At 73.9% G+C, this 12,803-nt stretch carries 9 protein-coding genes; 5 read left to right on the top strand and 4 right to left on the bottom strand.

Annotation, left to right across the window (positions count from 1 at the left end; genetic code table 11):
* The first annotated feature begins 591 nt into the window (after positions 1 to 591).
* The 5 genes from KIT14_25765 to KIT14_25745 all read left to right on the top strand — a co-directional run bounded on the left by KIT14_25765 (position 592) and on the right by KIT14_25745 (position 8,539).
* Positions 592 to 1,239 (top strand): hypothetical protein, encoded by a 648-nt coding sequence (locus tag KIT14_25765; GenBank protein MCW5893926.1) that lies wholly within the window; start codon positions 592 to 594, stop codon positions 1,237 to 1,239.
* A 60-nt stretch (positions 1,240 to 1,299) separates the two neighbouring features.
* Positions 1,300 to 2,352, top strand: coding sequence for a WYL domain-containing protein (locus tag KIT14_25760; GenBank protein MCW5893925.1), 1,053 nt, complete (start codon positions 1,300 to 1,302; stop codon positions 2,350 to 2,352).
* A 76-nt stretch (positions 2,353 to 2,428) separates the two neighbouring features.
* On the top strand, positions 2,429 to 3,349 hold the full coding sequence (locus KIT14_25755; GenBank protein ID MCW5893924.1) for a hypothetical protein: 921 nt from the start codon (positions 2,429 to 2,431) through the stop codon (positions 3,347 to 3,349).
* 339 nt (positions 3,350 to 3,688) lie between these two features.
* Positions 3,689 to 4,990: a glycosyltransferase gene (locus tag KIT14_25750; protein MCW5893923.1), complete on the top strand. Its 1,302-nt coding sequence runs from the start codon at positions 3,689 to 3,691 to the stop codon at positions 4,988 to 4,990.
* A 573-nt stretch (positions 4,991 to 5,563) separates the two neighbouring features.
* Entirely contained in the window at positions 5,564 to 8,539 is a 2,976-nt protein-coding gene (locus KIT14_25745; GenBank protein ID MCW5893922.1) for a glycosyltransferase, read from the top strand.
* Here the strand turns inward: KIT14_25745 and KIT14_25740 are convergent.
* Genes KIT14_25740 through KIT14_25725 form a run of 4 tightly spaced genes read right to left on the bottom strand, consistent with a single transcriptional unit; the run spans position 8,515 to position 12,744 of the window.
* Positions 8,515 to 9,033 (bottom strand): dual specificity protein phosphatase family protein, encoded by a 519-nt coding sequence (locus KIT14_25740; protein MCW5893921.1) that lies wholly within the window; start codon positions 9,031 to 9,033, stop codon positions 8,515 to 8,517. The genes KIT14_25745 and KIT14_25740 overlap by 25 nt on opposite strands.
* Positions 9,030 to 11,345 (bottom strand): ATP-dependent Clp protease ATP-binding subunit ClpA, encoded by a 2,316-nt coding sequence (gene clpA, locus KIT14_25735; GenBank protein MCW5893920.1) that lies wholly within the window; start codon positions 11,343 to 11,345, stop codon positions 9,030 to 9,032. Before clpA ends, KIT14_25740 begins: the two co-directional genes overlap by 4 nt.
* Before the next feature lies 1 nt (position 11,346).
* Complete coding sequence (locus KIT14_25730) at positions 11,347 to 11,670, bottom strand: ATP-dependent Clp protease adaptor ClpS (protein MCW5893919.1); 324 nt, start codon at positions 11,668 to 11,670, stop codon at positions 11,347 to 11,349.
* A gap of 57 nt (positions 11,671 to 11,727) precedes the next feature.
* Complete coding sequence (locus tag KIT14_25725) at positions 11,728 to 12,744, bottom strand: DUF2889 domain-containing protein (protein ID MCW5893918.1); 1,017 nt, start codon at positions 12,742 to 12,744, stop codon at positions 11,728 to 11,730.
* Positions 12,745 to 12,803: the final 59 nt, after the last annotated feature.

Below are 12,803 nucleotides of genomic sequence, written 5' to 3'. Positions count from 1 at the left end.
TTTGGGGGGGGGGGTTGGGGGGGGGGGGGGGGGCGGGCGGGGGGGGGCGCCGTCCCGCGCCGCTCGTGACGACGCGACGAATAGGAAGGACAGCCCTGGGAAGCTGACCGAGCGCGGCCCTCGGGCGTTGTCGGCCCGGTTCGGCCTGCCCGCCTCTCGTTTTCTCGGCTTGCGCGGGGGCAGGGCACGCGGGCGGGGTATGGAGCCGGGCGCTTCGAGCGCACGCTCCGCGGCGGGGTCCCCCCGGCTCCAGAACGTCCGCGTCGCCAGCTCGCCGGGGTAGCACATGGCGTCGTCGGCGCCGGGCAGGAGGACGCCAAGCACGATCTGTCCGCCGTCGAGGCGCTCGGGACGCATCGGCGCGTCGGGCATGATCGGCGGCCCTGCCACGAGCCGTCGCGCGGCGTGACGGGCTCGTCCACGATGCCCGCGTACGTTGCCTTCGCCGCCTGCTCGCACGGCGGCATGGCGGGGTGGGCAGGGCAGCGACCAGACCAACGCGAGGGCGGGGGGCGCACGTGCGTTCATCCCACGCACCGTCAGCCGCTGACTTTCCCAGCTGCCACTCTCCGCGTGCAGGAGGACCCCGCCATGACCCGCACGCTCGCCCTCGTCGTTGCACTCACGCTCGTTCCCGCCGCCGCGCTCGCCGGTCTGAAGCGCGACTGCAAGCTCGGCTGCTCCACGCTGCTCGCCGTGGAGTGCGGCGGCCTCTCGACTCGCAAGGCCCGGAAGCGCTGCGCCACGGCGCGCCTGAGCGAGTGCCGGCGCGCTGCCCGCGCGGTCGCCCGGCCGAGCCGCGGCGCGGCGATCGCCGCCTTCTGCGCCGTGCCCGTCACGACCACCACCGTGCGTCTCCCGTCGTCCACGACGACCACCACCAGCACGCTTCCGCCCATCGCCAACGTCCGCGGCACCTGGTTCCTCGACGCCTCGCGGGTGTCCGACACCTGCGGTCTCGATCAGTTCTTCTTCACGACCAGCATCCGCGTCACCAGCCAGGTCGGCACCAACATCGCCGGCAATCTCGGCAGCGGGTTCGTTCCGTGGAACGGCGTGATCCTGGACGACGGGTGGGGCGGCGTCACGGACGTCTCGTGCAGCGGCTCGTGCTGCGCCCAGTCGACCTTCGCCGTGCTCGGCTTCGCGCCCGTGGCCGCCGCGGCCCTCGAGTTCACGGCGAGCTGCGGCGGGTTCACCTGCAGCGCCACCTGGCGGGGCACCATCGAGCGACGGTGACGTCCATCACCGCGGACGTCCCGACTCGCTGCATCGTGCCCACCGGTCCCGAAATGCGCCATGACGACGGCCATGCCCGCCCGCCGCCCGAAGTCACGCCCCGCCACCTACACCTCTGCCACCCGCATGGCCCGCGTCCTCTACGGACTTCTCTCACGTCCGCACGGGTGGTCCTTCGCCGCCATCCAGGACGAGCTCGGCATCTCCGAGCGCACGCTGCTCCGCTACCTGGCGGCCTGCCGGAAGGAGCTGGTCGACGAGCGCGGCAATCCGGTCTTCGAGGCCGTGCAGCGCGGCGACCGGCGCGTCGTCCGGCTGTGCGGCGCCGCGCGCGACGTGGACTCGACCGCCTACCAGGTGCTCTCGTTCTACTTCGCGCTCTCGGTCTTCCGCTTCCTCGAGGGCACCGTCCTCAAGGAGGGTGTCGACGACCTGTGGGAAGCGTTTCGCCGCACGCTGCCGCCGGCGCGGCGGGAACGCCTCCAGGCCTTCGAGCGGAAGTTCTACACCGTGTCGTACGCCGTGAAGGACTACCGTGACGCCGACGCCACCCTCGACGTCCTGGTGCGGGCCCTCGTCCAGGAGCGCCGCCTCCGAATCGAGTACGCTCGACTCTGGCGCGGCGGCGAGACGACGGTCCACGACTTCGCCCCCTACACGCTGGTCCTCTATCGCGGCGGGCTCTACGTCATCGGCCGCAGCCACCGGCATCGCGAGATCGTCTACCTGGCGGTCGAGCGCATCGTCACTGCCGAGATGACGCCCCTCCGCTTCGACTACCCGCGACGTTACTCGCCCGAGAAGCACCTCGACGGCACCTTCGGCATCGTCGAGGGGCCGGAGACCGAGGTCGTGCTGCGGCTCCACGGCGAGGAGTCGGCGCGTCTCCTGGCGGCGCGACGTCTCCACCCGACCCAGCGTGTCCTGAAGGACGCCGGCGGCGGCGCGCGCCTCACCATGACCGTGCGCGGCACCAGCGAGCTCAAGAACTGGATCCTGGCGCAGGGGCCGTTCGTCGAGGTGCTCGAGCCGGCGTCGCTGCGCGCCGAGATCGGCGCCGCTCTCCGCGAGGCGGCGCGGCTGTACGACACGGCGGGGAAGGGAATTGCGTAGAGGTTCCGGCCGATCCGAGCCGTCTCTCACGGCAGGTGGGATGTCGCGCGAAGGCGCGCGCCGTCTGGAGGTACGTGTGACCACTCTCGAGCTCGTCGATTGGAAGATCGTCAGGCAACGGACGTCGCTCCGTGGCGTTCGCTACGAGGCGGAGCGGATGCCGCGCTCGCTCGCGGCGTCGGTGCCGCTCTGGGCGCGCATCGTGCTCCGGCCACGATCGAGCCACCGCGATTCGTCCGCGGGGTGGGCACCGGTTTTCGTGTCGCCTCGTTTGATCGGCGTCAGGGAGGCCGACGTTCTCCGTCACATCCCGGCCCTGTGGGATGGGCACTTCAAGAACGACCCGCGCCGAGCGTGGAAGTCCTTCGGGGGACATCGGTACTGTCAGTTGGACGTGCTCTACGCAGCCTTCCCCGAGCGTGCGCGGAGGCTGGAGCGTATCCTCCACCTTGCGATCGAGGCACGCGTCGCAGAGCGGCGTGCCATCGCACCGATGCCCCCGCCGGTGGTGAAGGGAAGAAATCTCGAGCGCCATTACAGCCTGGCTGCGGCTGCATACGCGGTTCTCGCGACCTTCTCCGGACACCGCGTCGATCGTGTCCAGCGCTTCTTCGTCGTCTGTCCGCGACCGGACATGAGCCGACGGGCGGAAGAAATGCGCGTCACGTTCCAGAACAGGCGTTGGCAGCGCCTCGTCCAGCAGGAGATGATGGTAGACCTCGCCTGCCACGTGGATGAGCGCGGCCGGGTGCGGGTGGCGAAGCCGCCACCCGGCGCGTGGCACGTGAATCCGCGGGTCAACCAGCACGTCGGCATGTTGCTCGGCCTCGACCGTCATCTGGTCCTCGAACGTCTCACGGCCAGGACCGAACGACTGGTAGCGCTACGTTGGAAGACGATCGAGGCCGTTGCCGATCGTCTCGCTGCAAAGCAGGAGCTGAGGGGCGCGGAGGTGCGTCGGATCGTCTCGAACGCCGCCCCAGTCCATTCCCGGTGACCAGCGGACGATCCGCTCGTTCGTGGCGCACAAGCGTAGCTCGAGAATGAGCTCATCGCGTCCGCCGAGATCGTCATGCAGATCGAGTCGTCCCTCGGCGGCATCCCCTTGTGCACGGGATGCCGGCAGCTCGTGGGTCACGTCGACGCGCGTTCCCGCAACGCGGTCATGCAGACCGGGTCCTCGCCGCCGACGATGGCCGGGACCGCCGGCCGCCGGGCGGCGACGTGCCCCCAGGCCCCGTGCGTTGGCGGGCGCGGGATCGATCTGGTAGTCGCACCTCCGCCATGACGGTCCGTTGGCTGCACGCGTACCGCCGGGAGAGCGAGGGAGCACGGGGTGCCTGATGGCGCGGCCGTGGGGCTGCGCGTCTGCTGGGTCACCGACGACTGGGACGCCTCGTACCGCTACCGTTGTCGCCACGGCGTGCAGCAGCTCCGCGCCGCGGGCGTGCCGGCCAACGTCTACCACCTGCACGATCCCGCGCTGCGCGCGGCGCTGCCGGCGTACTCGGTCGTCGTCCTCTTCCGCCTGCGCTGGAGCGACGCCGTGGCGGCGGTGGTCGACGCCGCCCGCGCGGCCGGCGCCCGCCTGGTCTTCGAGATCGACGACCTGATCTTCGATCCCTCGGTAGAGCCCCTGCTGCACTTCCTCGTGGACCTGCCGCCGGCGGCGCGCCGCGAGTACCACGAGCGCTTCGGCCGCCTGCGGCGCACCTTCGACGCCTGCGACGCGTTCCTCGGCACGACGCCCGCGCTCGCGCGGCTGGCGGCAGCGCTCGGCAAGCCGGCCCACGTCCACCCGAACCTGCTGCCGCCGGAGTACGAGGCCACGGCGCGCCGGCTGCTGCGCCTGCGGCCGCGCCACCGCACCGCGATCACGTACGGCGCCGGCTCGAACACGCACGACCGCGACCTCGAGGCGATCGGCCCCGCGCTCGCCGAGGTGCTCGCGCGCCGCCCCGAGCGCCGACTCCACCTCGGCGGCTTCGTCGAGCTGCCGCCGGCGCTGCGCCCGGTCGCGGCGCAGGTGGTGCGCATCCCGTACCAGGACTGGCGCGTCTATCCGTGGACGCTGGCGCGCTGCGCGCTCGCGGTGGCCCCGGTCGCCGTGCGCAACGCGTTCACCGACGGCAAGAGCGCGCTCAAGTTCTTCGAGGCCGGCATCCTCGGCCTGCCGATCGTCGCGAGCCCGGTGGAGGCGTTCCGCGACGCGATCACGCCGGCCGTCGACGGCTTCCTCGCCGAGGGCCACGACGCGTGGGTCGACGCGCTCGAGCGCGGGCTCGATCCCGTCGAGGGCGACGCCGTGGGCCGGCGTGCCCGCGCGACGGTGCTGCACCATCACACCTTCGCGGCGCATGCGGGCCGGCTGGCCGCGCTGCTCGCGCCGCGCGCGGGCCGGGCGACGGGGCCGGAGCCGCCGCCGCTGTCGCTCGAGCCGGAGGAGCGGGCGCGCGCCGGGCGCCGGCGCCGAACGCGGCGGAGCGGGCACGGCGGGCGTGGGGCTTCCTGCGCGCCGGGTGCCGGTCGCGCCGCCGGCGCCGCCGGGCGCGGTCGTCGTCGAGCCGGTCGCGTCCGAGGCGGCCGAGGCGGTGCTCGCGACGCTCGACGCGCACGGCCCGCGGTCCTCCGCGACTGAGGCCGGGCGTCATGGCGGCGCTCGCGCCCGACGCCGCCGGCTGGGACGGCTGGACCGGCCAGCAGCTCGCGCGCCGCGACGCCGGCCGCTTCGTCGCCGAGGGGGGCGATCCCTCGCTCACCAGCCCGCCGGTCGCGCTCGAGGCGGCCGCGTGGCGCTGGCTCGTGCTGCGCGTCGGCCTCGAGGCGGGGGACGGGCAGGGGACGGTGCAGCTCTTCTGGGACGCGGGCGGCGGCTTCGGCGAAGCGGCGAGCCTGCGCGTCGCGATCCCCGCGGACGGCGCCGTGCGCACGCTCGTCGTCGACCTCGCGGAGACGGGATGGGCGGCGGCCGGGGTGGTGCGACGCCTGCGTCTCGATCCCGCCGACGCGCCGGGCCCGGTGACGCTCGGGCGCTGCGTGCTGCTGGCCGATCTCGCGGCGTGCGAGCCGGCGGGACTCGCCGCCGGCATGACCACGCGCTACGCGTGCGGCGTCGGCGGGGACGCGGCCGCCGCCGCGTCGGCCCGGCCGGGCTCGCTCGCGTGGGTACGTCGCGCTCGACGCCGCCGACGCGGCCGCGCTGGCGCCGCCCGTGGCGGCGCTCGCCCGGCGGCATGCTGCTCGCGGCGACGGCGCGCGGCGACGCGGGCGCGCCCGCGTCGCGCTGGCGCGTCTCGGCCCGTCGCTCGGCGTCACGCTCGTCGAGCTCGGCGTCGCGCCCGACGGCGTCGTCCATGCGGCGCTGCGGCGCATCGGACGTCCCCCGGCCGCGGCGCGGGCGCGCGTGCGGCCGATCGACGTCGTCGTGCCGATCCACGATGCGCGCGCCGAGACGATCGCCTGTCTCGAAAGCGTCCTCGCGCACGCGACGGGCGACTGGCGGCTCGTTCCCGTCGACGACGCCAGCACCGACGCGACCCTCGTCGCCTGGCTCGACGCGCTGGCTGCGCGCGAGCCGCGCGTGCAGCTGCTGCGCAATCCGCAGAACCGCGGCTTCGTCGGGACCGCCAACCGCGGCATGCGCGCCGCGGGCGAGCGCGACGTCGTCCTGCTGAACAGCGACACCATCGCGACGCCGGGTTTCCTCGACGGGCTCGAGGCGGCGGCCTACGCGGGCGACGCGCCCGCGCTCGTGTCGCCGCTCTCGAACAACGCGACCATCCTCTCGGTGCCGGAGTGGTGTCGGCCCAACCCGCTGCCCCCGGGGTGGGAGCTCGACGACTTCGCCGCGCTCGTGCGGCGGGCGAGCCCGCTGCTTCGACCCTCGCTGCCGACGGCGCACGGCTTCTGCATGTACGTGCCCGCGGCGGTGCGCGACGCCGTCGGGCTCTTCGACGAGGAGGCGTTCGGGCGCGGCTTCGGCGAGGAGAACGACCTCTGCGAGCGTGCGCGGGCGGCCGGATTCCCGAGTCGCTGCGCCGACGACGTGCTCGTGTGGCATGCCGGCCACGCGTCCTTCGGGGCCGAGGCGGCCGACGAGCTGACGCGCAGCCACTTCGCGACCCTACACGCGCGCCATCCCGAGTACCTCCCGCGCGTGGCCGCCTTCGTCGAGGCCAATCCGCTCGCACCCGTGCAGGGGAGCATCCGCCTGGCGCTGCGCCGTCCGCACGCCGACGTGCCGGCGTTGCTGTGCGTCCTGCACGCCTCGTTCGACCATCCGGCGGGCGGCACCGAGCATCACGTGCGTGACCTGGTCGCCGCGCTGCGGCTGCCGCGTGTGGTGGTGGCGGCGCCGGAGTGGGACGCGATCGCGCTGACCGAGGTATTCGACGGCGACCTCGACGGCGCGGTGCACTATCGCCTGCCGCTCGCCGAGCCGAGCCGCCGCTTCCAGCTCGCGCGCGCGGACGTGACGCGGGCGATGCGCGAGATCGTCCCGCTGTTCGGCGTGGGCGCGGCGCACCTGCACCAGCTGTGCGGCTGGCCGGTGTCGGTGTGGCGCGAGCTGCACGACCTCGGCGTGCCGTTCGTCGCCACCTTCCAGGACTTCTATCCGGTGTGCCCGAACGTCAACCTCTGGGACGCGCCGAGCGACCGCCTTTGCTGCCTCGCCGCGCCCGGCGAGGGGCCCGACCCGGAGGCCTGCCTGCGCCACGCCTTCGCCGTGTTCGGGCAGGCGGTCGAGCAGCCGCTCGCCTGGCGCGAGGCGCACCGCGCGGAGTTCCGCGCGCTGCTCGCGCACGCGGAGCGCGTCTTCTTCCCGGCGCAGCGCACGCACGACATCGTCGCACGCTTCCAGCCGGCCGACCCGGCCCGCTGGGTCGTCGAGCCGCACGGCTACCTCGAGCCGACCCGGCGGGCGACGCCGGACCCGCGCCGCCGGCCCCTCAACATCGCGCTCCTCGGCGAGATCGCCTACCCGATCAAGGGCTCGCGCCACTACGAGCCGCTCATCGCCCGCACCCGCGATCTGCCGCTCGCCTGGCACGTCTTCGGCGAGGCCGAACGCTTCGGCTTCGCCGACCGCCTGCGCGCGCTGGGGCTGGGCTCGCGCCTCCACCTGCACGGGCGCTACCACCGCGACGAGATCTGCGAGCGCCTCTCCGCAGCCGACATCGACCTCGTCGTCTTCCTGCCGCCCTGGCCGGAGACCTTCTCGTACACGCTGTCGGAGGCGCTGATCGCCGGCGTGCCGGTGGTGGTGACCGACCAGGGCGCGCTGACCGAGCGTGTGCACGCGTCGGGCGCCGGCATCGTCGTGCGCAACGTCGACGAGGCGGTCGTCGCGCTCACCCGCCTCGTCGAGGAGGACGGGGCGCTCGCCACGATCGCCCGCGCCGCGCAGCGCTACCGGCACCGCTCGCTGCCGGAGATGGCGGCGGCGTACGCGCCGGTCTACCGCGACCTGCTCGGGCGCGGGCCGCGGCCCAGCGCGCTCGACGCCGACGATCGCCTGCGTCTGGTGACGCTGCACCGCCAGCCCTCGACCGTCCCTCCGGCGCCCGCGGCCGTCGCGCTGCCGCCGGCGCTGCCGCACTACGGGCGGGCCTGGTACCGGCTGTACGTCCGGGTCGCGGGCCTGGTGCCGACGGCGCTGCGCCGCTGGGCGCGCGAGCGCGTCGCCTCGCGTTGGTGGCGGACGGTGCGCGCGCTCCCGTTCGGCCAGGCGTCGGCTCCGGTGTCGCCGAACGACGGGCTCGAGCTGGTCGGGCGGACGCGCGGCCGCGCCGCGTACCGCGTGCTGCACGACGATCCGGCGTTCGTCTTCACCGCGGGACCCTTCCGCGCGCGCGACGTGCGCGTCATCCGCTTCGCCATGCGCTGCGAAGCGCGCGGCGATCTCTTCGCCCAGGTGTTCTGGAGCCACGGCGCCTCGGAGGCGTTCTCCGAGGACAAGAGCCTGCGCATCCCGATCGTGGCCGGCGACGGCCAGTGGCACGACTACACCGTGCTGATCGACGAGAGCGACCGGCGCGCGGTGTGGGACGCCGGCGAGGAGATCGTCCATCTCCGCTTCGATCCGCTGAACGCGCCCGGGCTCGTCGAGCTCGGCGTGCTGCACCTGTGCACGCCGGCGGCGAACGGGCGCAACGGCGCGGATCAGGGCGACGGCGCGCGGCCGTAGCAGGCTTCGAGCGCGCGCAGGTACGGCACCGCGAGGCGCCGGGCCTTCACGAACGCGGTCGCCTCGGCGAGCGGCAGGCCGTCCAGCACGTGGACCGCGGCGATCGCCACCGTCGGGGCGCGGTTCATGCCGGCGTTGCAGTGGAGGTAGACGCGGGCGCCGCCGTCGCGCAGGACGCGCAGGCGCTCGACCAGGTCGGGCAGCCGCGCCGTCAGCAGCTCGAGGTCGCCGTCGGGGCAGGCGACGCGCGCGAAGTCGAGCCGGGCGGCGGCGCAGGCGACGGCGACGTCGGCAGGGCGCAGGCGTTTGCTGGCGAGGTCGGCGTCGCACTGGAGGCTCAGGATCGCGGTGACGGCGTGCGTGTCGCGCAGCCAGGCGAGGTCGTCGTAGTTCGGATACTCGCCGACCACGAGCCAGGGGAGGATCTCGGAGCATCCGGGTCGCCCCGGGCGCACGGCACCGCCGCCGATGCCGTACCAGTCGCGCGGGCTCACGCCGGCTCGGTCTCGACGGCGGCGGGCGTCGGCGGTTTGTGCGGCTGATAGGTGAAGGCGAGGCCCGCGTCGTCCTCGCGCACGTCGATCTCGACGCGGCCGCCGCCGTCGCGCAGGCGGCCGAACAGGACCTCGTCGGCGAGCGGGCGCTTCAGGTGCTCCTGGATGACGCGCGCCATCGGGCGGGCGCCGAACGCCGGGTCGTAGCCGCGTTTGGCGATCCAGGTGCGCGCGGCGGGCGTCAGCTCGAGCGCGACGCGGCGCTCGGCGAGCTGCGCCTCGAGCTGGGCCATGAACTTGTCGACCACGCGCTCGACGGCCTCGGGCTCGAGCGGCGCGAAGGGGACGATGGCGTCGAGGCGGTTGCGGAACTCGGGGCTGAACAGCTTCTCGAGCGCCTTCCTGCCCTTGTCGGCGTTCGACACGGCGCCGAAGCCGATCGCCGCCGCGGCCATCTCCTGCGCGCCGGCGTTCGTGGTCATGATGAGGACGACGTGGCGGAAGTCGGCCTTGCGCCCGGTAGCGTCGGTCAGGGTCGCGTGGTCCATCACCTGGAGCAGGATGCCGAAGAGGTCGGGATGGGCCTTCTCGATCTCGTCGAGGAGGAGCACCGCGTGCGGCGTCTTGCGGATGCCGTCGGTGAGGAGGCCGCCCTGATCGAAGCCGACGTAGCCCGGCGGCGCGCCGATCAGCCGCGAGACGGTGTGCTTCTCCATGTACTCGCTCATGTCGAAGCGCAGGAACTCGATGCCGAGCGACTGGGCGAGTTGCTTCGCGAGCTCGGTCTTGCCCACGCCGGTGGGACCCGCGAACAGGAACGAGCCGACGGGCTTCTCGGGCTGGCCGAGCCCGGCGCGCGAGAGACGGATGGCGGAGACGACGCTGTCGACGGCGGCGTTCTGTCCGAAGACGACGAGCTTGAGGTCGCGGTCGAGCGTCTCGAGGCGCTCGCGGTCGGACGTCGTCACCTGGCGCGGCGGGATGCGCGCCATCGTCGAGACGACGTGCTCGATGTCGCGCGGGCGGATGGTCTTGCGCGCCTTGCCCGGCGCCTTGCCGCCGCCCTTCACCTGCGCGGCGGCACCCGCCTCGTCGATCACGTCGATGGCCTTGTCGGGCAGGAAGCGGTCCTGCACGTGCTTGGCCGACAGCTCGGCCGCGGCGCGCAGGGCGGTGTCGGTGTAGCTGACGGCGTGGTGCTCCTCGTAGTGCTTCTTGAGGCCGCGCAGGATGGCGTGGGTCTCGGCGACCGAGGGCTCGACGAGATCGATGCGCTGGAAGCGGCGGGCGAGGGCGCGGTCGCGCTCGAAGTGCTGCTTGTAGTCCTGGAAGGTCGTGGCGCCGATGCAGCGCAGCTCGCCGTTGGCGAGCGACGGCTTCAGCAGGTTCGACGCGTCCATCGAGCCGCCGTGCGTGGCGCCGGCGCCGACCACGGTGTGGATCTCGTCGATGAAGAGGATCGCGTTGTGCTGCTGCCGCAGCGCCGCCAGGACCGCCTTCAGGCGGGCCTCGAACTCGCCGCGGAACTTCGTGCCGGCGAGCAGCGCGCCCATGTCGAGCGCGAAGACCGTGGCGTCGGCGAGCGGCGGCGGGACGTCGCCGTGATGGATGCGCAGTGCGAGGCCCTCGACGATCGCCGTCTTGCCGACGCCGGGGTCGCCCACGAAGACGGGGTTGTTCTTACGCCGGCGCAGGAGCACGTGGATGCAGCGCTCGAGCTCGCGGTCGCGCCCGATGAGCGGATCGATGCGCCCGGCCGACGCCTTGGCCACGAGGTCGACCGTGTAGGCGGCGAGCGGATCGCGCGCCGTGCCGGCGCCTTCCTCGTCGTCGTCGGGCGCATCGCCGGGGCTGGCGTCGCCGGTGTCGGGATCGTCGGGCACCTTGGCGATGCCGTGCGACAGGAAGGTCACGACGTCGAGCCGCGTGACGCCCTGCTCGCCGAGCAGGAACGCGGCGTGCGAGTCGGGCTCGCGGAAGAGCGCCACGAGGACGTCGGGACCGTCGATCTCCTCCTTGCCGGACGACTGCACGTGCAGGGCGGCGCGCTGGAGGACGCGCTGGAACCCGAGCGTCTGCTGGGGGGCGCGGTCGAGGCCTTCCGGCAGGACCTCGAGCGTGTCGAGCCACTCGGTCAGCGTCGCGCGCAGCTTCTCGGAGTCGCCCCCGCAGGCACGCACCACGCGGGCGACGGCGTCGTCGTGGAGCAGGGCCCAGAGGACGTGCTCCAGGGTCAGGAACTCGTGCCGTCGCCGGCGTGCCTCGCGGACCGCCAGGGACAGGCTCTGCTCGAGGGAACGCGACAGGCGCACGTCAGTCCTCCTCCTCGGCGCTCGCGCGCAGCGGGAACTCGTGCTCCTTGGCCAATGCCGCGACCTGCGCGACCCGCATCTCGGCGACCTCCCTGGTGTAGACGCCGGCGACGCCGAGCCCGTTGCGGTGGACGTGGAGCATGATCTCGGTGGCGCTCGCCTCGTCGTGGTGGAAGACGGCCTGGAGCACCCAGACGACGAACTCCATGGTGGTGTAGTCGTCGTTGTGCAGGAGAACCTTGTAGCGCTTGGGCCGGCGCGTGCGCTCCTTCGGGACCGTCTTCTCGACGACCCCGACGCCCCCTTGCTCCTTCGGTCCTGCCATCCGGATCCATTGAAGCGGGATCGCCCGCTTCCGGCAACGTCCCCGGCGCCGGCGCGTTCAGAAGGCGGGGTCGCCGGGGCCGCGGGCGTCGCGCAGCGCGCCGCCGCGTCGCCACATCCAGCACGAGTCGGGACGTCCGCCCATGCCCACGATCCAGCCCTGCTCGCGCGCCATCGCGGCCCAGGGATCGGAGAGCGCGGCGAACACCTGGATGAGCGTCGGTGCGAGCTGGAGGAGGGCGTCGAGCACGGGGCGGTCGTCGGCGGCGTCCACGCGCTCGAGGAGGGCGGCGCTGACGCCGCGCAGGACGGAGAGCCCGCGGCACCGCTCGGCGACGTCCGTGCGCGGCGCCCACGGTGCGTCGAGCCGGGCGGCGTCGCGGCGGCGCTCGGCGACCTCGAGCGCCGTGAACGCCATCGCGCCGAGGTCGACCGTCGCGAGCACGCGCAGCTCGCGGGCGCCGGCGAAGCGCTCCATCGCCGGCGCGGGCTCGGACACCGGCGCGAGGTGCAGATCGATCTGCTGGAGCGCGAGCACGAGCGTGCGCTCGTCCGGCTGCGCGCCGTCGACGGCGACGTCGCGGCGGAAGACGCGTCGACCTGCGTCCCACGGCGGGACGCCGGGCGGCGCCGCCAGGTGCGGCAGGACCCAGGCGATCGTGGCGCCGAGGTACTGAGCCAGCGTGAGCACGTGCGAGCAGCCGCGCGGACCGCCGATGTCCTCGGCGAGCCGGCGCGCCCAGCCGGCGTCGAGCCGCGCCCCGGCGAGGAGCGCGATGCGGTCGGCCGGATCGCGGCAGCTCTCGCCGCGGGTGAGCGCGGAGCGCTCGAAGGCCACGTGCGGCTGACGCACGGCGAGCTGCGTCAGCGTGGGGCCGGCCGGATCGATCACCCCGTCGAGCAGCATCTGATGGACGATGCCGGCAGGCTGGAGGTCGCCGCCGACGGGGACGAAGCCGCGCTTGCGCAGGTCGAGCAGCACGCCGGCGGCGTCGAGATGTCCGTCGGCCCGCTGCGTCAGGGTGACGCCGAGGGTGCGGGTGTGGAGGGGCTCGCCGTGGAGGTCGAGACGCATCGGGGCGAAGTGTGTCGCGGGCGCCCCGAACGGTGCAAGCAGCACTGGTCCTGCGCAGG

The organism is bacterium (assembly GCA_026129405.1).
Classification (GTDB): Bacteria; Desulfobacterota; Binatia; order DP-6; family DP-6; genus JAHCID01.
The sequence above is the reverse complement of the archived record's forward strand: the minus strand, read 5'-3'. Positions and strand labels throughout refer to the sequence as shown.

Bases quoted from the DNA above. Each gene is read 5' to 3' on its own strand.
- KIT14_25730 (MCW5893919.1), bottom strand. From the start codon at position 11,670: ATGGCAGGACCGAAGGAGCAAGGGGGCGTCGGGGTCGTCGAGAAGACG.
- KIT14_25765 (MCW5893926.1), top strand. From the start codon at position 592: ATGACCCGCACGCTCGCCCTCGTCGTTGCACTCACGCTCGTTCCCGCC.
- KIT14_25760 (MCW5893925.1), top strand. From the start codon at position 1,300: ATGACGACGGCCATGCCCGCCCGCCGCCCGAAGTCACGCCCCGCCACC.
- KIT14_25725 (MCW5893918.1), bottom strand. From the start codon at position 12,744: ATGCGTCTCGACCTCCACGGCGAGCCCCTCCACACCCGCACCCTCGGC.